25 protein-coding genes are annotated in these 23188 nt (G+C 58.7%); 13 read left to right on the top strand and 12 right to left on the bottom strand.

Annotated elements, in window-relative coordinates; translation table 11 throughout:
- Positions 1–29 precede the first annotated feature (29 nt).
- Complete coding sequence (locus FVE67_RS00385) at positions 30–857, top strand: divergent polysaccharide deacetylase family protein (RefSeq protein ID WP_281347178.1); 828 nt, start codon at positions 30–32, stop codon at positions 855–857.
- On the top strand, positions 857–997 hold the full coding sequence (locus FVE67_RS00390; protein WP_168718702.1) for a hypothetical protein: 141 nt from the start codon (positions 857–859) through the stop codon (positions 995–997). The genes FVE67_RS00385 and FVE67_RS00390 overlap by 1 nt, the downstream gene beginning before the upstream one ends.
- A gap of 63 nt (positions 998–1060) precedes the next feature.
- On the opposite strand, the gene FVE67_RS00395 is transcribed toward FVE67_RS00390, so the two are convergent.
- The 12 genes from FVE67_RS00395 to rpsB form a co-directional block, all read right to left on the bottom strand.
- The gene (locus FVE67_RS00395) at positions 1061–1504 is read right to left on the bottom strand and encodes an Hsp20/alpha crystallin family protein (RefSeq protein ID WP_168718703.1); all 444 of its coding nucleotides are present in this window, start codon (positions 1502–1504) and stop codon (positions 1061–1063) included.
- A 69-nt stretch (positions 1505–1573) separates the two neighbouring features.
- Positions 1574–2416: an ABC transporter permease gene (locus FVE67_RS00400; RefSeq protein ID WP_168718704.1), complete on the bottom strand. Its 843-nt coding sequence runs from the start codon at positions 2414–2416 to the stop codon at positions 1574–1576.
- A gap of 2 nt (positions 2417–2418) precedes the next feature.
- Positions 2419–3405 carry an ABC transporter permease gene (locus tag FVE67_RS00405; protein WP_168718705.1) on the bottom strand — a complete coding sequence of 329 codons (987 nt, stop codon included), beginning with the start codon at positions 3403–3405 and terminating at the stop codon, positions 2419–2421.
- Positions 3398–4102, bottom strand: a complete 705-nt coding sequence (gene tsaB, locus FVE67_RS00410) for a tRNA (adenosine(37)-N6)-threonylcarbamoyltransferase complex dimerization subunit type 1 TsaB (protein WP_168718706.1) — start codon at positions 4100–4102, stop codon at positions 3398–3400. Before tsaB ends, FVE67_RS00405 begins: the two co-directional genes overlap by 8 nt.
- Positions 4081–5163, bottom strand: coding sequence for an RIP metalloprotease RseP (rseP, locus tag FVE67_RS00415; RefSeq protein WP_168718707.1), 1083 nt, complete (start codon positions 5161–5163; stop codon positions 4081–4083). Before rseP ends, tsaB begins: the two co-directional genes overlap by 22 nt.
- A complete protein-coding gene (locus FVE67_RS00420; RefSeq protein WP_168718708.1) occupies positions 5151–6317 on the bottom strand; it encodes a 1-deoxy-D-xylulose-5-phosphate reductoisomerase in 1167 nt (388 codons plus the stop codon). Before FVE67_RS00420 ends, rseP begins: the two co-directional genes overlap by 13 nt.
- Positions 6314–7096: a phosphatidate cytidylyltransferase gene (locus FVE67_RS00425; RefSeq protein ID WP_168718709.1), complete on the bottom strand. Its 783-nt coding sequence runs from the start codon at positions 7094–7096 to the stop codon at positions 6314–6316. Before FVE67_RS00425 ends, FVE67_RS00420 begins: the two co-directional genes overlap by 4 nt.
- Positions 7097–7101: 5 nt before the next feature.
- Positions 7102–7818, bottom strand: coding sequence for an undecaprenyl pyrophosphate synthase (uppS, locus tag FVE67_RS00430; protein ID WP_168718710.1), 717 nt, complete (start codon positions 7816–7818; stop codon positions 7102–7104).
- Positions 7819–7822: 4 nt separating this feature from the next.
- Positions 7823–8377 (bottom strand): ribosome recycling factor, encoded by a 555-nt coding sequence (gene frr / locus FVE67_RS00435; protein WP_168718711.1) that lies wholly within the window; start codon positions 8375–8377, stop codon positions 7823–7825.
- Positions 8378–8381: 4 nt separating this feature from the next.
- On the bottom strand, positions 8382–9083 hold the full coding sequence (pyrH, locus tag FVE67_RS00440; RefSeq protein WP_168718712.1) for a UMP kinase: 702 nt from the start codon (positions 9081–9083) through the stop codon (positions 8382–8384).
- Entirely contained in the window at positions 9083–9682 is a 600-nt protein-coding gene (tsf, locus tag FVE67_RS00445) for a translation elongation factor Ts (RefSeq protein WP_168718713.1), read from the bottom strand. Before tsf ends, pyrH begins: the two co-directional genes overlap by 1 nt.
- A gap of 3 nt (positions 9683–9685) precedes the next feature.
- Positions 9686–10528: a 30S ribosomal protein S2 gene (rpsB, locus tag FVE67_RS00450; RefSeq protein WP_168718714.1), complete on the bottom strand. Its 843-nt coding sequence runs from the start codon at positions 10526–10528 to the stop codon at positions 9686–9688.
- Positions 10529–10693: 165 nt separating this feature from the next.
- Between rpsB and FVE67_RS00455 the strand changes: the two genes are divergently transcribed.
- The 11 genes from FVE67_RS00455 to FVE67_RS00505 are packed head-to-tail and all read left to right on the top strand — an operon-like array spanning position 10694 to position 23145.
- Positions 10694–11326 carry a CerR family C-terminal domain-containing protein gene (locus FVE67_RS00455; RefSeq protein ID WP_168718715.1) on the top strand — a complete coding sequence of 211 codons (633 nt, stop codon included), beginning with the start codon at positions 10694–10696 and terminating at the stop codon, positions 11324–11326.
- Positions 11311–12735: an efflux transporter outer membrane subunit gene (locus FVE67_RS00460; protein ID WP_168718716.1), complete on the top strand. Its 1425-nt coding sequence runs from the start codon at positions 11311–11313 to the stop codon at positions 12733–12735. Before FVE67_RS00455 ends, FVE67_RS00460 begins: the two co-directional genes overlap by 16 nt.
- Positions 12732–13871: an efflux RND transporter periplasmic adaptor subunit gene (locus tag FVE67_RS00465; protein ID WP_168718717.1), complete on the top strand. Its 1140-nt coding sequence runs from the start codon at positions 12732–12734 to the stop codon at positions 13869–13871. Before FVE67_RS00460 ends, FVE67_RS00465 begins: the two co-directional genes overlap by 4 nt.
- A complete protein-coding gene (locus FVE67_RS00470; protein ID WP_168718718.1) occupies positions 13868–16960 on the top strand; it encodes an efflux RND transporter permease subunit in 3093 nt (1030 codons plus the stop codon). Before FVE67_RS00465 ends, FVE67_RS00470 begins: the two co-directional genes overlap by 4 nt.
- Positions 16957–17766 carry an electron transfer flavoprotein subunit beta/FixA family protein gene (locus FVE67_RS00475; protein WP_168718719.1) on the top strand — a complete coding sequence of 270 codons (810 nt, stop codon included), beginning with the start codon at positions 16957–16959 and terminating at the stop codon, positions 17764–17766. Before FVE67_RS00470 ends, FVE67_RS00475 begins: the two co-directional genes overlap by 4 nt.
- The gene (locus FVE67_RS00480; protein WP_168718720.1) at positions 17763–18761 is read left to right on the top strand and encodes an electron transfer flavoprotein subunit alpha/FixB family protein; all 999 of its coding nucleotides are present in this window, start codon (positions 17763–17765) and stop codon (positions 18759–18761) included. The genes FVE67_RS00475 and FVE67_RS00480 overlap by 4 nt, the downstream gene beginning before the upstream one ends.
- Complete coding sequence (locus tag FVE67_RS00485) at positions 18751–20088, top strand: FAD-dependent oxidoreductase (RefSeq protein WP_168718721.1); 1338 nt, start codon at positions 18751–18753, stop codon at positions 20086–20088. Before FVE67_RS00480 ends, FVE67_RS00485 begins: the two co-directional genes overlap by 11 nt.
- Entirely contained in the window at positions 20082–20387 is a 306-nt protein-coding gene (locus FVE67_RS00490; protein ID WP_168718722.1) for a nucleotidyltransferase family protein, read from the top strand. Before FVE67_RS00485 ends, FVE67_RS00490 begins: the two co-directional genes overlap by 7 nt.
- The gene (locus FVE67_RS00495) at positions 20375–20821 is read left to right on the top strand and encodes an HI0074 family nucleotidyltransferase substrate-binding subunit (RefSeq protein WP_210534615.1); all 447 of its coding nucleotides are present in this window, start codon (positions 20375–20377) and stop codon (positions 20819–20821) included. Before FVE67_RS00490 ends, FVE67_RS00495 begins: the two co-directional genes overlap by 13 nt.
- Entirely contained in the window at positions 20787–21083 is a 297-nt protein-coding gene (locus tag FVE67_RS00500; RefSeq protein WP_168718723.1) for a ferredoxin family protein, read from the top strand. The genes FVE67_RS00495 and FVE67_RS00500 overlap by 35 nt, the downstream gene beginning before the upstream one ends.
- Entirely contained in the window at positions 21061–23145 is a 2085-nt protein-coding gene (locus FVE67_RS00505; protein WP_168718724.1) for an STT3 domain-containing protein, read from the top strand. Before FVE67_RS00500 ends, FVE67_RS00505 begins: the two co-directional genes overlap by 23 nt.
- Positions 23146–23188 lie beyond the last annotated feature (43 nt).

The following is a 23188-nucleotide window of genomic DNA, read 5'->3' on the forward strand; positions in this document are numbered from 1 at the left end:
AACGCACCGCAAAAAGATCTAAGACCCCTGTGCCTAGGGCTTTAGCCTGGGCCCTACTTTCTTTGGTCTTTCTTTTGGCCTTTCTGGCCCTACTCAAGGTCCTGCACCCTCCTTCTCCTCCGCCACCTCCCTCCCCGACTCCTCCTCCCTCCCCGACTCCCTCTCCCCGGCCCGCTCCTCCTCAACCCAAGATACTACCCCGCATAGCCCTCATCATAGACGATATGGGCCAGAGGCCCCGGCTGGAAAGGGCCTTTTTTAAGCTGGGGCTCCGCCTAAACTTTTCCTTCCTCCCCAAGGCTCCCTTTACGGCTCGCCTGGCCCGAGAGGCCCATGAGCGGGGTTTTACGGTTCTAGTCCATCTCCCTATGGAGGCTGAAAACGGAATCAACCCCGGCCCGGAGGCCCTCCTGGTCTCCATGGGGGAGAAGGAAATTCGCCTTAAGACTCAACAATTAATTGCCCTGGTTCCATTTGCCGAAGGAGTAAATCAACACATGGGATCCCTTTTTTCGCAGGATCCTTTACGTATGAATTGGGTTATGCAAGAAATAAAAAATAAAGGTATGTTTTTTGTGGATAGCAAGACTACACCTCATTCTGTAGCCCCTTTTGTGGCGGAATACTTGAAAATTCCCTTTGCCCAACGGGACGTTTTCCTGGATAATAATTTTAAAAAGGAGGCTTTGGAGAACGAGTTCAAGCACATGTTAAAAAGGGCGCGGGAGAAAGGTCGGCTGGTGGTCATTGCCCATCCTCATCCTCAAACCTTGGAGCTTCTCCGGCGCCACCGGCAGGAACTTCTTTCAGAGGTACGGCTGGTCTCCATTAAAGACCTGGTGGAGGTACCCCCCTGATGCCCAGACCTAAAAGTCCTAAAGAATTCGCCGAAGAAATCTGGAAGGCCTATAAAAAATGGAACGGGGTTCCCCGCTGTGCCTTTTGCGGGGAACCCATCGAACGACAGGAAGAGGCCTATCTAGGCCGCAAGGGCTGATTTAACGTCCTGGCGTGCAGGGAGCACGCCTTCGGCTCTTCGCGGGCCACCTGTGGGAGATAACTACTTTTCCACCTTGACCTTAATGGTCCGGCCCTTGGCCTCGGCCTTCTTGGGAAGGACTATTTTGAGGACCCCGTTCTTATAGGTAGCTTCTACCTTATCCGCCTCCACCTCCGCCGGAAGCTCTACCGTACGCATAAAGCTCCCGTAAACCCGCTCTACCCGATAAAAGTTTTCCTTTTTCTCCTCCTGCTCCTTTTTCTTTTCCCCCTTGATCACCAGCGTGTTCCCCGAAAGGGTAATCTCTAGGTCCTCCGGATCAAGGCCCGGAACATCGGCCCGCACCACTACCGCCTCCTCCGTCTCCGAGACATCCACCGCCGGTACCCACTCCAACCCCTCCCAGCGCTCGGGAAAACGCGTACGGCCAAAAAATTCCTCCCACAACCGGTCAATCTCCCGCCGTAATTCCTGAAGCGGACGCCATACCATGAGTTCAGCCATAATCCTCACCCCCTTTTTGAATTTTCTAACTAAAAGTTAAGTTTTCGGATCCAGAAGGCAAGAAGGTTTTCAGGCCTGCGGTCTTTGAGGCCGGAGGCGAGGATTGGTCACCTCCTGGAGACTTTCACCCAGGAGATTGAAGACCAGAACCGTAAAGAGAATGGCCAGGCCCGGAAAGACCGAAAGCCACCAGGCTACCTCCAGGCAGCTTTTCCCCTCGGTGAGCATATTCCCCCAGGAGGGGATGGGAGGCTGGACTCCCAGTCCCAGAAAGGAAAGGGCCGACTCGATAAGAATGGCGTTCCCCACCCCCAGAGTGGCGGCCACCAGGATGGGAGGAAGGGCATTGGGCAGGAGGTGGGAGAAGATAATCCGCAGGTCCGAAGCCCCGGCCACCCGTGCCGCAAGTACGAACTCCCGCTCCCGCAGACTCAGAAATTCCGCCCTCACCAGACGGGCCACCCCCATCCAGCTCGTAAGACCGATGACCACCATGATGTTGAGGATGGAGGGCTGAAGATAGGCGATCACGGCCAGTATAAGAAAGATAGTGGGAAAGCAGAGCATGATGTCAATGAAACGGGAAATGAGGCCGTCTACCCAACCTCCATAATAGCCGGCCAGGGCCCCCAAGACCGTTCCCACCGCCAGAGAAAGCCCTACCGCTACCACCCCCACCTCAAGTGAAATCCTGGTCCCGTAAATAATCCGGGAAAGAACATCGCGGCCCAGGAGATCCGTGCCCAAGGGATGGATCTTGGAGGGAGGTTCCAGGACATGGCGCACATCAATGGCCAAAGGGTCATAGGGGGCCAAATAGGGGGCCAGCAGGGCCACAAATATCAAAACCAGGACCGCAAGAAGGGAAAGTCTCCCCCAGGTATGTTTCCAGAGGAGGGCCAGGGTCTCCATCCTCAGGACCTCCCCTCAAGGCGAATACGGGGGTCGGCCAGGGCATAACCTAGGTCCGCTAGGAGATTCCCCAGCAGGGTGAGCACCGAGACGATTACCAGGTTACCCATGATCACCGGATAGTCTCGGGCCATGACCGCCTGCCACATGAGCTGCCCCACTCCGGGAATGCCGAAGATGGATTCAAAGATCACGCTTCCCCCCACCAGCCCCGGGACCGAAAGCCCGAGGATGGTGATGATGGGAAGAAGGGCGTTACGCAGGGCGTGCTTATAGACCACCTTCCTTTCCGGGAGCCCCTTGGCCCGGGCGGTGAGGATGTAGTCCTGGGAGAGAACCTCCAGCATACTGTAGCGCATATAACGGGAAATTCCCGCTAGCCCTCCGAAGGCGGCTACAAATACCGGAAGGAGAAGGTGTTTGGCCCAGTCCAGGACCTTTTCCCAGGGGCTCATGGAGGCATAGCCCATAAGACTGTGGATCCCGGAGATGGGCAACCATCCCAGCTTGATCCCGAAAAGGAGCATGAGAAGAAGGGCCAGCCAGAAACCGGGCAGGGCATAGCCTATGAAGACCAGCACGGTTACGGAACGATCAAATAGGGACCCGGCCCGCACCGCCGAGGCCACTCCTAAAGGAAGCCCCACCGCCAGAATCAACCCCATAGCCAGAACATTTATCAGAATGGTTACCGGGAGCCTTTCTTTGATCTTTTCCCAGACCGGGCGGCGGTCCGGAGAAAAGGAACGGCCCAGATCCAGGGTGAGCACTCCTTTGAGCCACCGGAGGTACTGGACATGAAGGGGCTGATCCAGCCCGAACTCCCGTCGTAATCTTTCCCGCATCTCCGGGGTGAATTTGGGATTGAATTCCGCCATGGGACTTACCGGGCTTCCGGGGGCCAGATGGATCACCGAAAAACTAAGGAGGGTGATCCCGAAAAAGGTAAGAAGCAGGGAAGCCGTCCGACGAACCAGAAATCTAAACACGGCCCAACCCCCGGCTGCGCTCCGCTTCGCTGGGACGGAGATAAAAAGGAAGGAGGGTTGCGGGATCGTCGGTGGAGCCGGAAAGAAGCCGGCGTTCGGCCAGATAGGCCACCGCTGCGGCCCGGCCCTCCCTAAGGTGCCCCGGGGCTTCCCGAAAGCGTTCTCCTAGCCTCCTGCGCAATTCTTCTCTGAAAAGACGCAGCCCCTCCCCTACGAAAAGGGTGGGTCCGGAGATCTCCGCACAGAGCCTTTCCGGGGAAATAATCCGCGGGCGCATGAAGACTTGGGGGTAGCCGTCTACCATACGGTAAAGGGCGGCATAAAGTTCCCCCCGCCGGGCATCGAGCACGGCACAGACCGGAAGCGGACTTTCCGGGACTTGAGCCGCCAGTGCCGCCAAGGTCTCCACCCCCACCACCGGTCTTTGGAGGACCAAAGCCAGGGCCTTGACCGTGGCCAGACCGATACGCAACCCGGTGAAACTCCCCGGCCCCACAGCTACAGCCAGGGCCTCAATTTGGGAAAGACGAAGCCCTAACTGGCCCAGAAGAAAATCTAGGGCCGGAAGAAGCCGCCGCGAATAAGTAAGGGCCCCGGAAAGGGTCACCTCCGCCAGCACTCTCCCCTGATAAAGGGCTACCCCTCCGGTCTCTCCCGAGGTCTCGAAGGCCAGGATTAAGGGTGCCTGGGTACCCATCGGGGAAAGAGCCGGGCCAGATCGTTATAAAAGACCAGGACCATGAGAGCGATGAGTAAGGCCAGTCCCACCTTCTGAATACGCTCTTGGGTGCGGGGAGAAAGGGGACGCCCCCGCAGGGCCTCCACCGCGTAAAAGACCAGGTGTCCTCCATCGAGCATGGGCACGGGAAGAAGATTAATCACCGCCAGATTCACCGAAAGGACTCCGGAAAAGAGAAGGAGGGCCAACAGGCCCTGACGGGCCTGTTGGCCGGCCATCTGAGCGATAAGAAGCGGGCCTCCCAAAGAAGAAAGAGGAAGGGCCCTTTCGAGAAGTTTTACCAGGGCCACCACCGTAAGACGGGTAAGTTCCCCCACCCGCACCAGGGCTTCCCAAAAGGCCCTCCAGGGAGGGACCTTTTCCGTAAGGACCCGACCCGAGGCCACGATGCCGATCACCGGGACCTTTTCTTTTTCTCCAAAAAGGTTGCGCACCTCCCGTAATTGCGGCACGAGCCTTATCTGGAGGACCTCTTTTTGGCGGCGCACCTCCAAGAGAAGGGGGCGCAGGCCTTCCTTTCTCACCCGCTCGGTGAGCTCCTCCCAGGTACGCACCGGCCGGCCGTTTACCGAGAGGATGAGATCCCCGGGACGCAATCCCGCGGCCTCAGCCGGGGAACCGGAAAGGACTTTCCCCACCTCTGGAAGGACCTGGGGCTTCCCCTTGACCCCGAAAAACAGGGCAAAGACCAACCAAGCCAGGAGTAGATTAAAAAGTGGGCCGGCAGCCACAATGAGGGCCCTCTGCCAGAGGGGTTTTTCCGAAAAGGACCGGGGCCGCTCCTCCGGACTTAACGGGGTTTCGGGATTTTCTCCCAGGAGCTTCACATAACCTCCCAGGGGAACGGCGGAAAGACAGAATTCGGTCTCCCCTAGCTGGCGAGAAAGAAGGACCGGCCCAAACCCCACGGAAAAGCGCAAGACCCGCACCCCACAGAGCCGGGCCAGGACAAAATGGCCCCATTCATGAAAGATGATAAGAAGCGAAAGCACAAAAAGGGCCGCCGCTAACGTAAGCATCCTCTCTCCTCGATCCAGGCCTGGGCCGTCTTCCGGGCCCGTTGGTCCGCCTCCAGTATCTCCTCTAAACTACCGGGTCTTCCGGAAAAGGAAAGACGGGATAGGGTCTCTTCGATGAGGAGGGGTATCTCCACGAAGCGAAGTCTTCCGGAAAGGAAGGCCTCCACCGCCACCTCATTGGCCGCATTGAGGGCCACCGGCCAGAAGCCCCCCCGGCGGCCGGCCTCGTAGGCCAGACGCAGGCAGGGAAAACGTTCCAGATCCGGGGGCTCGAAATGGAGGCCCGCCAGGGCCGGAAGGTCCAAGCGAGGATAAGGAAGGGGCAGCCTCTCCGGGTAAGAGAGGGCGTAGGCGATGGGCAGACGCATGTCCGGAAGGCTCATCTGGGCCAGTAAGCTCCCGTCCCGGAACTCCACCAGAGAGTGAACGATACTTTCCGGATGGATAACCACTTCTATCTTCCGGTAGGGGATCCCGAAAAGATAGTGGGCCTCAATGACCTCCAGGCCTTTGTTCATTAAAGTGGCCGAGTCCACGGTGATCTTGGGCCCCATGCGCCAGCGGGGATGTCTCAAGGCCTCTTCCGGGGTGATCTCGGAAAACTTGTCCTTGGGAGTCTTCCGGAAGGGGCCTCCGGAGGCAGTAAGGATCAGGCGGGAAACCTCCCGGCGCCGGTGGCCCTTAAGGGCCTGAAAGATAGCCGAGTGTTCGCTATCCACCGGAAGGACCCGGGCCCGCCTGCGCCGCAAAAGGGAGACTGCCAGCTCTCCCCCGGCCACCAGGACCTCTTTGTTCGCCAGGGCCACAGTCTTTCCGGCCGAAAGGGCCGCAAGCGTAGGAGCCAGTCCTGCGGCCCCCACCAGGGCCGAGACCACCAGATCGGCCTCGGGATGCGCCGCAAGTCCGGAAAGGGCCTCCGGACCGGAGACGACCTCTACTTCCCGGGGCAGGGCCTCCATTAAAGGGGCCCGGAGGGGCTCCTCCCCGATCCAGACCAGCCGGGGCCGAAAGCGGCGGGCCTGCTCGGCCAAAAGGCGCCAGTTGCGCCGAGCCGTGAGGGCCAACACCTGGAAGCGTTCCGGAAAGAGGGAGACTACCTCCAGGGTCTGTCGGCCCACCGAGCCCGTAGAACCCAGGATGACCAGGCGCCTCACCAGCCCCCTCCCCGAAGTTCAAGATAGGCCCAGAGGGCCGGGGCCAGAAAGATCAAAGCATCCACCCGGTCGAGAAGCCCTCCGTGGCCCGGGAGAATCCGGCCAGAGTCTTTGACTCCGCAGGCCCTCTTGACCATGGACTCCAGAAGGTCTCCGGCTGGAGAAAGGACCGCAAGCGCCAGGGAAAGGGCCAGGCCCTCCCTCCAAGGAAAAAGACCCTTCCAGAGGGCCAGGGCTCCCCCTCCAAGGGTCCCAGCCAGCACCCCGCAGATATAACCCTCCAGGGTCTTCCGAGGGCTTATGGCCGGAAAGAAGGGACGGTGCCCCCAGAGGCGCCCCCCGAAATAGGCTCCGGTATCCGCAGAAAAGACCACGGCTAAGAGATAGAGGAGAAAAAATCTTCCGAAATCGGAAAGCTTAAAAAGGGCGTAAAAACCGAGAAAGATTAGAAAAAGCCCGGAAAGGTCCCTACCGAAGTTCCGAAGGAAGGTCTCCCGCTCGAAATAGCGCAAAAAATAGAGGGTGGGGCCGAAAAGGAGGATCCAGAGTCCTCCGGCGAGGGATTTTTCTGCGAGAAGGAAGCCCCCGAAGAGGGCCGCGGTGGAAAAGAGGAAAAGCCCCCGGGGGAAACCGGTCATCTCCCACCACTCCCGGAAGGCGTGTCCAGCACAAAGAAGGGTTACCAGAAAGAGGAGAGGTCTCGGACCCTGAAGGACTAGCCAGAGAAGCGGGGGAAGCAGGACTAAGGCCGTAAGAATCCTTAGGATCGGCTTAGACACCACCCTCACACCCTTCCAAAACGCCTCTCCCGCCTTTGATACTCTTCCAAGGCCTTTAAGAATTCCTCCTCGGTGAAATCCGGCCAGAGGACCGGGGTGAAATAAAACTCGGTATAGGCACATTGGTAGAGAAGGAAATTGGAAAGGCGCTGTTCGCCACTGGTACGGATGAGAAGGTCGGGGTCCGGAAGATCGGCGGTATAGAGATAACGAGAGAAGACCTCCGGGGTGATGTCCTGCGGGCAGAGGCGTCCGACAGAAACCTCTTCGGCCAGAAGGCGGGCCGCCCGGGCAATCTCCGCCCGGGCCCCGTAGCTCAGGGCAAGCACCAGGGTCATCCGGGTCCCTTCCGCGGTCTCCCTCTCGCAGCGGGCAATCCACTCTTGGATATCTTCCGGAAAGCGCTCACGCTCTCCGATCACCCGGAAGCGGATTCCCCGCTCCAACATGGTAGGGAGTTCTTCCCGGAGGTAGGCCCGCAAGAGCTCCATGAGGACGGCGATCTCTTCTGGAGGACGTTCCCAGTTTTCTCGAGAGAAGGCGTAGAGGGTAAGGACCGGGATGGGAATTTCGCAGGCCTTGGTGATGATCCTCCGGGCGGTCTTTACCCCTTCTCGGTGTCCGCAAAAACGGGGGAGCCCCCGCCGCCGGGCCCAGCGGCCGTTGCCATCCATGATAATGGCCACGTGGCGGGGTAGCCTTTGCGGATCAAGCTCGACCACCGCACTAAACCGTAAGGATTTCCTTTTCCTTTTCCTCGAGGACCTTTTCGATCTCTTTTATAAATTCATCGGTGAGTTTCTGGACCTGATCCTGATAGCGATGAAAATCGTCCTCGGAGATCTCACCCTCTTTCTTTTTCTTTTTGAGGTCGTCCATGAGTTCTCGGCGGATATGGCGAATGGCCACCCGGGCCTCTTCGGCCATCTTGCGCACCAGCTTGACCAGATCCCGGCGCCGCTCCTCGGTAAGGGGGGGCACCGTAATGCGGATAACCTGACCATCGGTGGTGGGGGTCAGCCCCAGGTCGGATTCCATGATAGCCTTCTCGATGGCCTTTACCGTAGAAGCATCCCAGGGTTGAATGACAATGTAGCGGGCCTCCTGCACCGTAACCGTGGCCATCTGGGGAATGGGCATCTTGGTCCCGTAGTAGTCCACTTTGATGCCCTCAAGGAGGCTGACCGAGGCTCGCCCGGTACGCACCCGGGCCATTTCCTCTTTGAAGGTCTTGAGGCTTTTTTGCATCCGCCTTCGGCCATCCTCTAGAAGTTCCTTCATGGTCTCACCCCCCTATAAGCGTGCCCACCGTCTCTCCGGAGACTGCCCGGACTATATTTCCCGATTTTAACATATTGAAGACCAGGACCGGGAGATGGTGTTCCCGAGCCAGGGTAATCGCGGTAAGATCCATCACCCCCAGACCCTTTTCCAGGACCTCCTCATAGGAAAGATAATCATATTTGCGGGCCGCGGGATTTTTCACCGGATCTTCTTCGTAAACTCCGTCCACTTTGGTGCCTTTAAAGAGAACTTCGGCCCGGAGCTCCAGGGCCCGGAGCACCGCCGCCGTGTCGGTGGTAAAAAGGGGATTTCCCGTGCCACAGGCCAGGATAAGTATCTCCCCCCGGGCCAGATACTCCAGGGCCCTTTCCCGATGAAAGGGCTCCCCTACCCCCTCTACGGAAAGGGCCGAAAGGACCCGAGCCGGGACTCCGGCCTGTTTAAGGACCTCCTCCAGGGCCAGGGCATTAATGAAGGTGGCCAGCATACCCATGTAGTCCGCCCGCACGCGATCTAAGGCCTTGGCCGAAGCCCCTCGCAGGATATTCCCCCCTCCCACCACCAGGGCCAACTCCGTTCCTCTTTTTCGGGCCTCGGCCAGTTCTCCCCCCAGGGACGAAAGCCTTTCCCAAGAGAGGCCCTGTCCCCCCTCTCCCAGGGCCTCTCCGGAAAGCTTGAGGAGAATCCGGCGATACCGGGGCATTATTCCTCGCCCACTTGGAAGCGGGCAAACCGCCGAATGACGATCTTCTCTCCGGTCTTGGCGATGAGTTCGTTCAGGAGGTCCTGGATGGTGAGATCCGGATTTTTAATATAGGGCTGCTCCAGGAGTACCGCTTCCTGGTAGAACTTCTCCAGCTTGCCTTGAACGATCTTTTCGATCACGTTTTCCGGTTTTCCGCTCTCCCGGGCCTGTTCTTCGTAGAGTTTTCTTTCCCTTTCCAGGACCTCCGGGGGTACATCCTCTCTCCGTACGGCGATGGGGTTGGTGGCCGCGATCTGCATGGCCACATTATGGGCAAATTCTTTAAATTCTTCGGTGCGGGCCACGAAATCGGTCTCGCAATTGACCTCCACCAGGACCCCGATCTTTCCGTTGGCGTGGATATAGGCGGAGACGATACCTTCGCTGGTGGTCTTTCCGGCCCGCTTAGCGGCAATGGCTAGGCCCCGCTTGCGCAGGATGTCCACGGCCTTCTCCAGATCTCCTCCGGCCTCCTCCAGGGCCTTTTTACAGTCCATGAATCCGGCTGCGGTACGGGCCCGCAATTCCTTGATCATCTCCATGGTAATCTCAGCCATGGTCTAATCCTCCTCTTCAATTTTCTGGGCCTCTTCCTCCAGTTCGGCCTCGCGTTCTTCCTCTCTCAAGACCTCTTCAATAATGGCCTCCGCCCTTTCTTCCTCGGAAAGGGCCTCTTCCCCTTCCACCTCTTTGTCGGTCTCGGCCGCCATCTTCTCCCGCCAGATCTCCAGTCCCTCGAGCACCGCATCGGCGATGCGGGAGGTCAAAAGCCGAATGGCCCGGATGGCGTCGTCGTTTCCGGGAATGATATAGTCAATGAGATCCGGATCGCAGTTGGTGTCCGTAATCGCCACCACCGGAATGCCCAGCTTGCGGGCCTCAAGGACGGCAATCTCTTCCTTTTTAGGGTCCACCACATAGAGGACCTGGGGGAGCTCCTCCATATCTTTAATCCCCCCCAGGTTGCGCTCTAACTTCTGGCGCAGACGCTCCAGTTTGAGTCTTTCCTTCTTGGGAAAGCGCTCAATGGTGCCGTCTTCCATCCACTGCTCGATCCTCTTGAGCTTGTCCACACTCTTGCGGATGGTCCGAAAGTTGGTAAGCGTGCCTCCCAACCACCGATGATCCACATAGTACATGCCGCAGCGGGTGGCCTCTTCCCGAATGGTGTCCTGGGCCTGGCGCTTGGTACCCACAAAAAGGACCTTGCCCCCCTCCGCCACCGTATCCCTCACAAACTCGTAGGCGAGGTCGAAATATTTGAGGGTCTGCTGAAGATCGATGATGTGGATGCCGTTCCGTTCCCCGAAGATGAAGGGTTTCATCTTGGGGTTCCAGCGACTGGTCTGATGGCCGAAATGCACTCCGGCCTCAAGGAGTTGCTTCATGGTAACGTAGGACATGGATTGAACCTCCTTTTGGGTTTTTCCTCCGCCCCGGGACCTCCCATCCGCCAGAGGCGGACACCCCGGAGGCCCCATAAACCGGGCGTGTGTTTTTTGGGGGCTTTTTAACACCTTCTTTTCTTCCGCGCAAGGGAAAAATTTTCAAACTTGCGTTTCAAACAGATGTTTGATAGTCTTCTTCTCATGGAGGGGGTCCGAGGACGGCTTTTGCGGATAGCCGAAGAGCTCTTCGCCCTGAAGGGATTTCGGCAGGTAAGCGTCCGGGAGATTACCCGTCGGGCGGGCTGCAACGTGGCGGCGGTCAACTACCATTTCGGAAGCAAACAGGGGCTTTATCTGGCGGTGATTAAAGAGAGGTGGCTTCCCCGGGCCCAGAAGGTTAGAGAAGAATTTGCCCGCAGGCTTCTCCAGCCCCCCACCCCGGAGGGGGTAGTAGTGGCCCTGGCCGAGGCCTTCTGGCTAGCCCCTATCCCGGAAAAGGAGCGCTGGCTGCATCGGCGTCTCCTTTTTCAGGAAATGGCTCAGCCCGGAGAGGGTCTTCCGCTCATGCTGGAAGAGGGTCTTTTCCCCCTTTATCACCAAGTGGAAAAGGCCTTGAGCCAGGCCCTGGGAAAGGAGGTGGGTTCCGAAAGGATCCGCCTCTGTGTCTTTAGCCTTCTGGCCCAAATCCTTCATTTCGGTCTGATAAGACCCCTGTTGAAAGAACTCCTGGGGAGGGAGCTTTCCCTGGAGGAATTGCTGGAACACCTCAAGGGTTTTTCTCTAAAAGGGTTTGGGGGATGGTGCGCCTCCTAGGATTTGGGCTCTTGGGAATATGGCTCCTTTGCGCCTGTGCCCCCCGGCTGGCCCTCAAACCCTCGCTTCCCCCCATCCCGGGACACTTTGTCCAGGCCCCGGAAAAGACCCTCCCCGAGATCCCGGATCCCTGGTGGAGGAGCCTGGGCTCCCCGGAGCTGGAAAGGCTCATCTCCGAGACCTTGAAAAATAACCATGAGCTCCAGAAGGCCGCGGCCCGGGTGACCGAACTTGCGGCTCGGGCCCGGGAAAGCCGCGCGGAAAGATCCCCTCAACTTTCGGCCGAGCTTTCCGGAGAGCGGGCCCTTCAGAATTTTGGGGGCCGCCTCGGAGGGCTTCCCGGAGGGTTTATCTACGGTCAATGGCAGGGGACCCTGAGGGCCTCTTACGAGGTGGATCTTTTCCGGCGCCTTTCGGCCGCAGAGCGGGCCGCTCGACTGGAAACGCTGGCCGCCGAGGAGGACCGGTGGGCCCTGGCTCTGGCCCTGGTAGCGGAGACCGCTACGGCTTACACCCAGGCGGTCTTTGCGGAGTGCGAACTGCAGGTCCTCAAGGAGGAGGTTTCCCTTTCGCAGAAGAGGCTAGATCTCCTTAAGGCCCGCTTTCGGGAAGGGCTCCTTTCCGCCCCGGAATGGCTTTCCGAAAAACGCAAGCACCTCCTTTTGAGCGCCCAGGTCTCCCTCCTCCGGCAGGAGCTTACCGAGGCCAAACAGCGTCTGGAAATCCTCACCGGCCGCTACCCCGGCGGAAGGCTCTTTCTTTCCGAGGCCTCCCGAGGCCTTTGCCGCCTAAGGCTTTCCCCTCCGCCAGCGGGACTTCCCGCAGAACTTCTGCGCCGGCGACCCGATGTTCGGGCCGCCGAGGCCCGCCTTCGGGCCGCAGCCGAGAGGGTGAAAGCGGCCCGGGCCGCCCGTTTCCCCCACCTGGTCCTCACTGCCGAGGAAGGACGGGTCTCAAACGCCCTCAAAGACCTCCTGGCCCACCGCCACCGCTTCTGGACCCTTCTCTTTTCGACCACCCAGACCGTCTTTGATGCCGGAAAGCTCTCCTCGGAAGAGGCTGCGGCCCGGGCCGCCCTGCTTGAGGCCCGGGAGGATTATGCCCAAACGGTTCTTACCGCCTTTTCCGAGGTGGAAAGGGCCCTTTCTTCGGAAAGGCGCCTTCGGGAAAACCTGAGACGCAAAGAGGGGGCTCTCGAGGAGGCTCGGCGGCGGGTGGGCTTTCTTGCCGAAAGAGAAAAAGTGGGGCTCCTTCCCGCCCCCGAGTATCTGGCCGCCCGGCTGGCCCTCTGTGAGGCCCAACGGGAGGTCTTGCGACAGCGCCGGACCCTTCTTGAAAACCGCATCTTCCTTTACCGGGCCCTGGCCGGAGGCTTTGGAAAATTATCCTTGGAGGAGTCTCGTCCATGAAAAAGGTCTGGAGACAGGCTCTGGCCGCCCTCCTGGTCCTGATCCTGGGAATAGGCCTTTCCTGGTACCTGATCCATACCCGGAAACGCCCCCCGGAAAGACCCCAAAGACGCCCGGCCCTGGTGGTCCGCACGATGGTGGCCAAACCCCAGCCTTATACCTACACCGTAGAGACCACCGGAGAGGTGGTGGCCTCTCGGGTGGCGGAACTGGCCGCGGAGGTCTCGGGGAAGGTCCTCTGGGTCTCTCCCCGACTCCTTCCCGGAAGGGTGGTTCGGGCCGGAGAGATCTTGGTAAGACTTGACCCCACCGATTATCAGGCCGCGGTGGCCCGGGCCGAAGCCGAACTGCGGGAGGCCGAAAGGGCCCTGGCCGAACTCTCCGCCGAGGCCCAAAGGGCGCGGGCCGAATGGGAGAGCCTGCATCCCCAAGTCCCTCCCCCGCCGCTTGCGGTCAAGGAGCCGGAACTCTCCGCCGCCCGGGCTCGGGTCTCTGCGGCCCGGAAAAATCTCCAAAAGGCCCGGGCCGATCTCCACCGCACAGAGATTCGGGCCCCCTTTGCCGGCCGAGTGCTTTCGGTCTCCGTAGAAAGGGGAAGTTATCTCGTCCCCGGAAGGGCGGTGGCCACCCTCTATCCCTTGGAAGGCCTTGAGGTTTACGCCCCGGTGGCCGATCATTTTCTACCCTATCTTAGGGTCCCCGGTTTCAATACCCGGGGGCCGGGTTCGCGGGCCGCGGTCCTCTGGGAGGCCGGAAAAAAGGTTTACCGCTACCCGGCCCAAATAGCCCGTCTCGGAGGGAAAGTAGAGGAAAAGACCCGCCTCATTCCTCTCTATCTGAGGTTTACCAAGCCCCCCTCTCCTCCCCTTCTTCCGGGGGTCTTTGTCACCATACACCTTTGGGGGAGGACTTACCCTTCCGCCTTTCGGCTTCCGGCGGTGGCCCTCCACCGCTCCCGGGGGCAGACCTTCGTGTGGGTGGTGGAAAAGGGAAGGCTTTCCCGGAGACCGGTTAAAGTTCTTCAGGAAACCGAAAAAGAGGTGGTGATCCTGGGAGGGCTTTCCGGAGGGGAACACGTGGTGATCCAGAGACTCCTCGGGGCCCTTCCCGGAACCCTGGTTACGGAAAGGCCATGAGAAGCATCATTACCTGGTTCATCAAAAATCAGGTGGCGGCCAATCTCCTTCTCCTCCTGATCCTGGCCGGAGGACTCCTTTCCCTCCTGACCATGAAGGTGGAGCTCTTTCCGGAGGTTTCCCCGGATCAGATCCAGATCTCGGTGGAGTACCGGGGGGCCTCCCCTCAGGAGATCGAGGAATCAGTTATTCGGCCCATTGAAGAACGCATCGCCTCCCTTTCGGGCATAGACCGCATAGTTTCCGTAGCCCGAGAGGGCCAGGGGAGCATTCTGGTAGAGGTCCTGGAGGGCTGGGATGTCCACGAACTCTTTAACGACATCAAGACCGAGGTGGATGGGCTCACCACCCTGCCCCGGGAGGCCGAAAGGCCCATCGTCAAGCGGGTGGTTCTCCGGCAGGAAGTCCTGAATCTGGCTCTGTACGGAGACACGGACCGGGAGACCCTCAAATACTGGACCGAAAGGGTCAAGGACCGCCTGCTCGATCTTCCGGGGATCACCGAGGTGGACTACTACGGGGTTCTCCCCCGGGAGATCCACATCGAGATCCCGGAAAAGAGCCTCCGCAAATACGGTCTTTCCCTGGACCAGATAGCGGAACTGATCTCCCGGGAGAGTCTGGATGTGGCCGCCGGACGGCTCAAGAACCCCCGGGAGGAATTCCTGGTCCACATCCGCGGGCGGCGTTATTTCGCCGACGAATACCGCCGCCTCCGGCTCTTTGGGGGAAGGCAGGGAGGGACCGTGCACCTTTCCGCTCTGGGAGAGGTGCGCGAGGAACTGCGGGACAGTCGGGACTACGCCATTTATTATCAGGGAAAGCCCGCGGCGGTAATCGAGGTCTTCCGGGTGGGCGACCAGAATGTCCTGCGCCTGGCCCGCACGGTAAAGGAAAATCTTCCCCGGATCCGGGCCGAACTTCCCGAGGGTCTTCATCTGGAAATCATGCGGGATCGCACGGAGATCCTCGTCTCTCGGATCAAACTCCTGGTCAAAAACATGCTCTTCGGGATGATCCTGGTTACCGTGCTTCTTTCCTTCTTTCTACACCTAAATTTGGCCTTCTGGGTGATTCTGGGAATTCCCCTCTCCTTTGCTTTTGCCCTGTGGGTCATGCCCCATCTGGGACTTTCCCTGAACATGATCTCCCTTTTCGCCTTCATCCTGGTCCTGGGGATCGTGGTGGACGACGCCATCGTGGTGGGAGAGAACGTCTTTCATCGCCGGGAGCGGGGGGCCGGACGCCTGGCGGCCGCGGTGGAAGGCACCCTGGAGGTAGCCCTTCCGGTGACCTTCTCGGTGCTCACCACCATGGCGGCCTTCTGGCCCCTGTTTTACGGGGTAGGAGCCATGGGGCGATTCATCCGGGTTATCCCCGCGGTGGTCATCCTGGTGCTGGCGGGCTCCCTCCTGGAGGCCCTTTTCATCCTTCCCGCCCACCTTTATGAAGCCCGCCTTCCCCGCAAAGCCCCTCCCCTCTCCCGGCCACTTGAGGCCTTTGTTTACGGACCCTTCAAGGGCTTCCTCCTTCGGGCTTTGGATCTACGATGGTTTACGGCCGCCACGCTTACGGCCCTTTTGCTTGTGGTCTTTTCCCTGTGGCTCGGCGGGAGACTGCGCTTCACTTTTTTTCCCAAAGTGGAAGGCAATCGCATGGTGGCCACCCTGCGCATGCCTCCCGGGACCCCTATCGAAAGGACCCTCCAGACCATCCGTAAAGTGGAGGCCGCGGGGATTGAGGTGGTCCGGGCGGCGGAAAGGCGTTACGGAAGACCCCTCCTTCAGTACAGCGTGATTTCGGCGGGCTCTACCATTGTAGGACCTCACGGGGGGCCTCCAGAGCTCGGAAGTCATATCGCTGCGGTGGAGATGCGGCTGGTCCCTCTAGAAAAACGCCCGGGAATAAGCACCAGAGATCTGGTTTCGGCTTGGCGAAAGGAGGTAGGGGATCTCCCGGAGGCCGAGTCCCTGACCTTTTCCGGGGAACTGTTTTCCATGGGAAAGGCGATCTCCGTGGCCCTTTCCCATCACGACGAGGGGCTCCTCAGGGCCGCCGTAGAGGATTTGAAAAGTCGCCTGCGCAAGATTCAGGGGCTTCACGATGTGGAAGACAGCCTGGAAGAAGGCAAGGAGGAATTGCGCTTTCGCCTGAAGCCCGAGGCCCAAGCTCTGGGAATAGGCCTTCTCGACGTAGCCCGTACCGTGCGGGCCGCCTTCTATGGGGCGGAGGCCCTGCGTTTTCAGAGGGGAGAAGACGAGATCTCCGTCCTGGTGCGCCTTCCGCGGAAAGAAAGGAGTACTCTGGAGACCCTGAAGCATCTCCGAGTGCGCAACACTCAAGGGCTGGAGGTCCCTCTTCTTGAGGTGGCCGAGCCCTATTTTGCTCCCGGATATATAAAACTCGAGCGCCTCAATCGCCGGCGAGTGATCTACGTAAGGGCGGAGGTGGACGAGAGGGTGCTCACCGGAAGCGAGGCCCGCAAACTCCTCAAACAGAAAGTCCTTCCGGAATTGAGCCTCCGCTATCCGGGACTTTCCTGGTCCTTTGAGGGAGAAGGCCGGGAAGAGGCCCGTACCATGCGGGCCCTCAAAAAGGAATTCCTCCTGGCCCTGATTTTTATCTACATTCTTTTGGCCATTCCCTTGCGTTCTTTCGGACAACCCCTCCTCATCATGCTGGCCATTCCCTTTGGTATTGTAGGGGCCTTCCTGGGGCATCTCCTCCTGGGCTACCAACTTTCCATCCTGAGCTTTTTCGGGATTGTGGGGCTGGCCGGGGTGGTGGTCAACGATGCCCTCATCCTGGTCGATCTGGCCAATCGCCTGCGGGCCGAAGGAAAACCCCTGCGGGCCGTAGTAGAAAAGGCCACGCTGCGCCGTTTCCGCCCGGTGATCCTGACCACCCTCACCACCTTCTTCGGGCTGCTTCCCATGATCTTTGAAAAGAGCCTTCAGGCCCGTTTTCTCATCCCCATGGCCTTGAGTCTGGCCTTCGGGGTACTCTTTGCCACCGCCATCACCCTCCTTCTCATTCCCTGCGGATACTTGATTCTTGAAGATCTCCGTGCCATGATAAGAAGGTCATGAAGATTCTGGTCTCCATCAAACAGGTCCCAGACACCACCAACATCCGGATCAATCCGGAAACCGGCACCCTGGTGCGGGAGGGGGTCCCTTCCATCGTGAATCCTTACGACGTCCATGCCCTGGCCCTGGCCTCGGAGCTTAAACGCCGCCACGGAGGACACCTTACGGTCATTACTATGGGGCCTCCGCAGGCCGCCGAGGCCCTGCGAGAGGCCGTAGAATACGGGGCCGATCGGGTGATCCTCCTTTCGGACCGCAAATTTGCCGGGGCCGACACCCTGGCCACCAGCTATACCCTGGCCGAGACCATAAAATATCTAGCCCAAGAGGAACCCTTCGACCTCTTTCTTTTCGGCAAACAGGCCATCGACGGGGATACGGCCCAGGTAGGGCCGGGGGTGGCCTGTCGCTTAGGGGTTCCGCTCATCACCTACGCTGTAAAGGTGGAAGTCTTTCCGGAGGAGAAAAAGATTCGGGTACACCGCAAGACCGAAAGGGGGCTTGAGGTCCTGGAAGCTCCGCTTCCGGTCCTGGTGACCTGCGATCGGGAGGTGGCGGAGCCGCCCTTTTCGCCCCTTTCGGCCCTCATTCAAGCGGTAAAAACCGAACCAGAGGTCTTTACCGCCTCGGGGCCGGTCTCTTTTGTGAGGGAAAAACTGGGCCTCAAGGGTTCCCCTACCCGGGTCCACCGGGTCTTTACTCCGGAACTCAAAAGCCCCGGGGAACGGATTTTTGTCTCGGAGGTGGGCCTGGAAGAGGCCGTAAGCCGCATTCTAAACGCCCTTTCCGAGAAGGGGGTCCTGTGAAGCCGCGGGTCTGGGTCTTTGTGGAACAGGAAGAGGGTCAGGCCCATCCGGTCTCCTGGGAACTTCTGGGAAAGGCCCAGGAGCTGGCCCGGGATCTTTCGGGAACGGTGGAGGCCTTGGTCCTGGGCCATGAGGTGGAATCCCTCGCCCGGGAAGCCTTCGCCTACGGGGCCGAAAGAGTCTACCTCATAGACGATCCCGTCCTTTCCTACTATCGTAACCAGCCTTATGCCCACGGGGTGGTGAAGCTCTGCCGTAAATACCAGCCGGAGATCCTTCTCCTCGGGGCCACCACCCTGGGAAGGGATCTGGCCGGCTCCATCGCCACGGCGTTGGAGACCGGGCTTACGGCCGATGTGACCGGGCTGGAGATCGATCCCGAGACCAAGAATCTCATCATGACCCGGCCGGCCTTCGGCGGAAACATTATGGCCAGTATTCTCTGCCCGGACCATCGCCCCCAGATGTCTACTGTGCGCCCGCGTACCTTTCCCCTCCCAGAGTCTGATCCCTCGCGTCAAGGAGAAATTGTGCGGGAGGAATTGGGGCTATCCGAGGAAGAGGTAGCGGTCAAACGCGTAGATTTCATTGCCAAGGAGAAGACGGTCAATCTGGAATACGCGGAGGTGATTGTTTCTGGAGGCCGGGGTCTGGGGGCCCCGGAAAAATTTGAGATGCTCCGGGAATTGGCCCGGCTCCTCGGAGGAGAGGTAGGGGCCAGCCGGGCGGTGGTAGATGCGGGCTGGATCTCCTATGAGCACCAGGTAGGACAGACCGGAAAGACCGTAAGACCCAAGGTCTATATAGCCTGCGGAATTTCCGGGGCTATTCAGCATCGGGTGGGGATGCAGAATGCGGATTTTATCATCGCCATCAATACCGACCCGCAGGCCCCCATCTTTCGTATTGCAGACCTAGGGATTGTAGGAGACCTGCATCAGGTAATTCCGGCCCTTATAGAGGCGGTAAGGAAGGCCAAAAGCCATGGCCAGTGAGCTCTCTTACGAGGTAATCGTGGTAGGAGGGGGCCCGGCAGGGCTGGCTGCGGCCATGACCTGCGCCCGGGAGGGCCTTTCGGTCATAGTGCTCGAGCGGGGACGCTTTTCCGGGGCCAAAAACCTTTTCGGAGGGGTGGTTTATACGGAATCCGTCCTTTCCGTGGTCCCGGACCTTTTTTCCGAAAAGCGTCTTCCCTTTGAGCGGCCGGTCACCGAAGAGGGCTGGTGGATTCTTTCCGAGGACGGGGTGGTGCGCCTCACCCATACCTCCCGGGCTCACTGGGAAAAACCTCCCCGGGCCTTTACGGCCTTCCGGGCCCGGTTCGATCCCTGGCTGGCGGAAAAGGCCCGGGAGGCCGGAGTCCTGGTGGTCCCCAAGGTGCGGGTCAGGGATCTTCTGCGCGAAGGGGGGCGCATTGCGGGGGTAGTTACCGATCGGCCGGCGGACTGGGGAAGCGAAAGGCCGGCGGTAGTGCGAGCCCCGGTGACCATCCTGGCCGAGGGGGTCAACCGCCTTCTTACGGTAAAGGCCGGGCTTTTTCCCCGAGATTTTCAGCCCGAGGAAGTGGCCCTTTCGGTAAAGGAGGTCATTCAGCTCCCTAAGGGGGCCTTGGAGGCCCGGTTCGGACTTTCGGAAGGCGAGGGGCTCGCGGTAGAAGTCCTGGGCGAGGCCACCCTGGGCCTTCCGGGAAGCGGATTTCTCTATACCAACACCACTTCGATCTCCCTAGGTGTAGGGCTTTTCCTTTCTGATTTTGCCGAAAAGGGGATCAAACCTTACGAACTTCTGGAACATCTCAAGCGGCATCCAGCCTTGGCCCCTCTCCTTGAAGGAGGCGAGACCTTGGAGTACGGGGCGCACCTTATTCCGGAATGGGGCCTGGAGGGGTTGCCGCAGCTCTGCGGGGATGGGGTCCTGGCGGTAGGAGATGCCGCAGGACTGGTCAATCCCCTCTTCCGGGAAGGGACCAATCTGGCCCTCTATTCGGGAATCATGGCCGGCCGGGCCGCGGTGGCCGCCCACCAAAAGGGAGATTTTTCCCGTAAGGGGCTTTCCCTTTATGAAGAGGCCTTCCGGCAGTCCTATATCTATCGAGACTTGAAGTATTTTCGAAAACTCAAAAAATTCCTTCGGGAAAACCGCTCCCTTTTTGATACCTATCCCGGCCTTTTGAATCAGGCCCTCCACCTCTATCTCACCGCACAGGGCCGAGCCAAGGAAGAGGTCTTCCTCGAGATTTTCACCCTCGTGAGGCGCCGTCGGGGAATCTCCGGCCTTCTCCGGGATTTCACCCGAACCTTCCGGTTTTTTAAGGGATGGTAGCTCCACGGGAGATCCAAAACGTGGAGGACTTGAGAGAATTCCTGCGCCGGTTTGTTTTGGGTCGCAGGGTGCGCATTTATCTTTTCGGCTCTAGAGCTCGGGGAGACTCCACGGAGACCTCAGACGTGGATCTGGCTCTGGAAGGCCCCCCGGAGGAGGTCCGGCGCCTTCTGGTGGAGCTTTCGGAGATCTGCGAAGAGTCCTGCCTCCCTCAGAAAGTGGATCTCGTGGATCTCAACCTGGTAGAAGAGTCCTTTAGGCAGCGAGTCAGAAAAGAGGGGATACTGTGGGCTCCCTAGAGACGGCTTTTTACAATCTAGAGCGTGCCCTGCAGAAAATGGAAGGAGCCTGTGAGGAAGCTCAAAGACGTCGCGGTCGCTGGGAATATGAATTTTTCCGAGATTCGGCCATTCAGCGGTTTGAATTTACCTTTGAACTTTTTTGGAAGGCCTTAAAACTCTTTTTGGCTAGAGAAGGACGGATCTGTTCTTCTCCTCGAGCTTGTATAAGAGAATTTTTTTCTTTAGGGTATGTGGAGGAAGAAGAGGCTCGGGAATTGCTGGAAATGGTTACTTTCAGAAACCTCACGGTCCACACTTACCAGGAAGAAACGGCGGAAGAAGTTTTTCGCCGATTGACAGGTTACGGGAGGCTCATGCGTAAAGCCCTGGAACGCATGCGCGAGGAGGTGAAAAAAGATGAAGCCCCTTCCCCGGGTAAATCTCGACGATAAGATCTTTACCCTCAAATACTATGTAGACGAGGAATATGCCCATTTAAAAATCCGGGATCCCCAGGTCTGCCGTAGTTGCGCGGAAAAGCCCTGTCTGGTCTTCTGTCCCGCCGGAGTCTATCGGGCCGAGCGCGAAGGAGGAATCACGGTAAGTTATCAGGCCTGTGTGGAATGTGGTTCCTGCCGGGTGGCCTGCCCCTATCTGAACATCGAGTGGGACTATCCCCGGGGGGGATACGGTGTGGCCTACAAATTCGGCTAAGGGGAAGGTTTGGGCCCTCTGGGCCCTGAAAGGGCTTCTGCTCCTGGCGATCCTAGCCGTAGGGCTTTCCCTGAGATTGGATGATCTCAAGGTCTGGAAGGCCCGACAGAATCTCTATTTTGTGGCCCCGAAGCGGCCCATCTTTGCCTCTTACGACGCCTTCTATTTCGCCCGCCTGGCCCGCGACTGGCAGGAGGGCCGCTACCGTTCCGGAAGGGCAGACCTCTTTCGAGGGGCTCCGGACACCTATCTCGAGCCTCAAAACAAAAAGGAGAAAAAGTTCCAGCCTCGTTATCCCTTTCCGGTCCCCTTGATGAGTTGGTCGGCGGCCAAACTTTCCGATTGGTTAAAAACTCCCCTGGAAAATGTAGCCCTTTATTACACCCCTATTACCGCCGTCCTTTTCGTGATCCCGCTCTTTTTTTATTTGGAATCCCTGGGATATACGGCCGCGGGACTTTTGGGAGGCCTGGTGGGAGCCACCGCTTATATCTACCTCATGCGCACCAGTATCGCCCGCTTTGATACCGACTCCCTCAATCTCTTCTTCCCGGTGGTCCTGGGGATGTGCCTGTGGTTTTCCTTTAGAAGCCCAAGATCCCTCCTTTGGGTGGCCCTGGCCTCCTTTTTCGGCTTTCTCTTTTACTGGTGGTATCAACACCCCCACCTGGTCCTGGTCCCTTACCTTCTTTTTGTCTTTCTTCTCTGGTATGAGAGGAGAAAATTTGGCCGGAAAGAGTGGACGGCTCTGGCCCTCCTCTTCCTTCCCAACGCCTGGTTTCTCTGGCAGGCCCCCTGGAATTTGGGACATCAGCTTTACACCTACCTTCTTCAGATCGTAAGCCCGGAGGCCAAAGGGCTCTTTCCGGGCTATCCCAATGTTCAGCAATCCATTTCCGAACTTCAGAAGATCCTCGGTCTTCGTCAGGCGGCCCTTTTTACCCTCCCAAACCGTTTTCTTTTTTCTGCCGGCCTTGTGGGGGCCCTAATCCTTCTTTGGCGGGAAAGAAAGGCCCTCCTCTATCTCTGGCCCTATTTTTTGATCGGGCTTCTGGTCTTTCATTCCGGGAACCGCTTCGGGATGTATCTGGCCCCCTTTTTGGGAATGGGGCTTGGCTTCTGGGTGGACTGGCTCTCCCGCAGGGCCTCCTCCTATTTTGAGATCCCTCTTTCCGAAACCCTGCGCACCCTGCTGGTCCTCTTAGCGGTCTTGATCCTAGGAGCAGGTATCCTTTCCTCTCAGAAGGCCAGTAAAAATTTCGTGGCCACTCCCAAGGCCCTAGCCCCAATAGCCCGGGACATGGAAAAACTCTCCCGGATCCTCCCTCAAGGGGCCTGGATCTGGACCTGGTGGGACTACGGCTATGCCTTTCAATATTACGCTCGAAGGGCCACCTTTATCGACGGAGGAGGTCTTCAGGTAACCCCCAAGAGCTATTATGTGGCCCTTTCCTGGACCTCTCCTTCTCCGGAAACAGCCCATCGGGTCACCCACTTCCTGGCCTCAAAGGGTTTGATGGGGATCTATCGGGCCCTCCATCTGGATAATCAGACTGCGGAGGGCCTCACCCGGAGGGTCCTAATGGGGCCCCTTTTCCCGCCCCCGCAGCATCCGGTTTACTGGGTCTTTACCCCGGACCTTTTTCCCAAGTACGGCTGGATCGGATATTTCGGAAGCTGGAATTTCGAAAAGCATGAGGGCCGCTTCGGCTTTATTTTAGAGGTCGGGGCCTGTCGCCGGGAAAGCCCGGAGATTTTGGCCTGCAGCCGGGGAGTACGCATTAATCTGGCTGCCCGTAAGGTCTTTTTAGGAAATCACGAAATGCCTCTGGCAGGAATCGTGCAAAAGACCCCCGAGCGAATCCGGGAATTTTCTCTCCAAGCCCACGGTCTGATCCTCGAAGAAGTCCACTCGAGATACGGCCCGATTTTCTTTTTGACCGATCTCCTCACTTATCAAAGCAATTTCAACCAAATGTATGTTTTACGTCGATATAACCCTTCCTATTTTGAGCTGGTGCTGGACGATTTCCCCTTTATGGTGGTCTATCGCACCAAATAGCTTTAAGTCTTGACAAAGGAAAGGAGATCTGCTATCCAAGTCA

The organism is Thermosulfurimonas marina, assembly GCF_012317585.1.
GTDB classification, from domain to species: domain Bacteria; phylum Desulfobacterota; class Thermodesulfobacteria; order Thermodesulfobacteriales; family Thermodesulfobacteriaceae; genus Thermosulfurimonas_A; species Thermosulfurimonas_A marina.

Coding starts and splice junctions, on each gene's coding strand:
- FVE67_RS00500 (WP_168718723.1), top strand. CDS start 20,787: ATGAAGCCCCTTCCCCGGGTAAATCTCGACGATAAGATCTTTACCCTC.
- FVE67_RS00455 (WP_168718715.1), top strand. CDS start 10,694: ATGTTTGATAGTCTTCTTCTCATGGAGGGGGTCCGAGGACGGCTTTTG.
- rseP (WP_168718707.1), bottom strand. CDS start 5,163: ATGCTTACGTTAGCGGCGGCCCTTTTTGTGCTTTCGCTTCTTATCATC.
- frr (WP_168718711.1), bottom strand. CDS start 8,377: ATGAAGGAACTTCTAGAGGATGGCCGAAGGCGGATGCAAAAAAGCCTC.
- FVE67_RS00460 (WP_168718716.1), top strand. CDS start 11,311: ATGGTGCGCCTCCTAGGATTTGGGCTCTTGGGAATATGGCTCCTTTGC.
- FVE67_RS00485 (WP_168718721.1), top strand. CDS start 18,751: ATGGCCAGTGAGCTCTCTTACGAGGTAATCGTGGTAGGAGGGGGCCCG.
- tsf (WP_168718713.1), bottom strand. CDS start 9,682: ATGGCTGAGATTACCATGGAGATGATCAAGGAATTGCGGGCCCGTACC.
- FVE67_RS00465 (WP_168718717.1), top strand. CDS start 12,732: ATGAAAAAGGTCTGGAGACAGGCTCTGGCCGCCCTCCTGGTCCTGATC.
- FVE67_RS00490 (WP_168718722.1), top strand. CDS start 20,082: ATGGTAGCTCCACGGGAGATCCAAAACGTGGAGGACTTGAGAGAATTC.
- rpsB (WP_168718714.1), bottom strand. CDS start 10,528: ATGTCCTACGTTACCATGAAGCAACTCCTTGAGGCCGGAGTGCATTTC.
- FVE67_RS00400 (WP_168718704.1), bottom strand. CDS start 2,416: ATGGAGACCCTGGCCCTCCTCTGGAAACATACCTGGGGGAGACTTTCC.
- FVE67_RS00470 (WP_168718718.1), top strand. CDS start 13,868: ATGAGAAGCATCATTACCTGGTTCATCAAAAATCAGGTGGCGGCCAAT.
- FVE67_RS00475 (WP_168718719.1), top strand. CDS start 16,957: ATGAAGATTCTGGTCTCCATCAAACAGGTCCCAGACACCACCAACATC.
- pyrH (WP_168718712.1), bottom strand. CDS start 9,083: ATGCCCCGGTATCGCCGGATTCTCCTCAAGCTTTCCGGAGAGGCCCTG.
- tsaB (WP_168718706.1), bottom strand. CDS start 4,102: ATGGGTACCCAGGCACCCTTAATCCTGGCCTTCGAGACCTCGGGAGAG.
- FVE67_RS00395 (WP_168718703.1), bottom strand. CDS start 1,504: ATGGCTGAACTCATGGTATGGCGTCCGCTTCAGGAATTACGGCGGGAG.
- FVE67_RS00390 (WP_168718702.1), top strand. CDS start 857: ATGCCCAGACCTAAAAGTCCTAAAGAATTCGCCGAAGAAATCTGGAAG.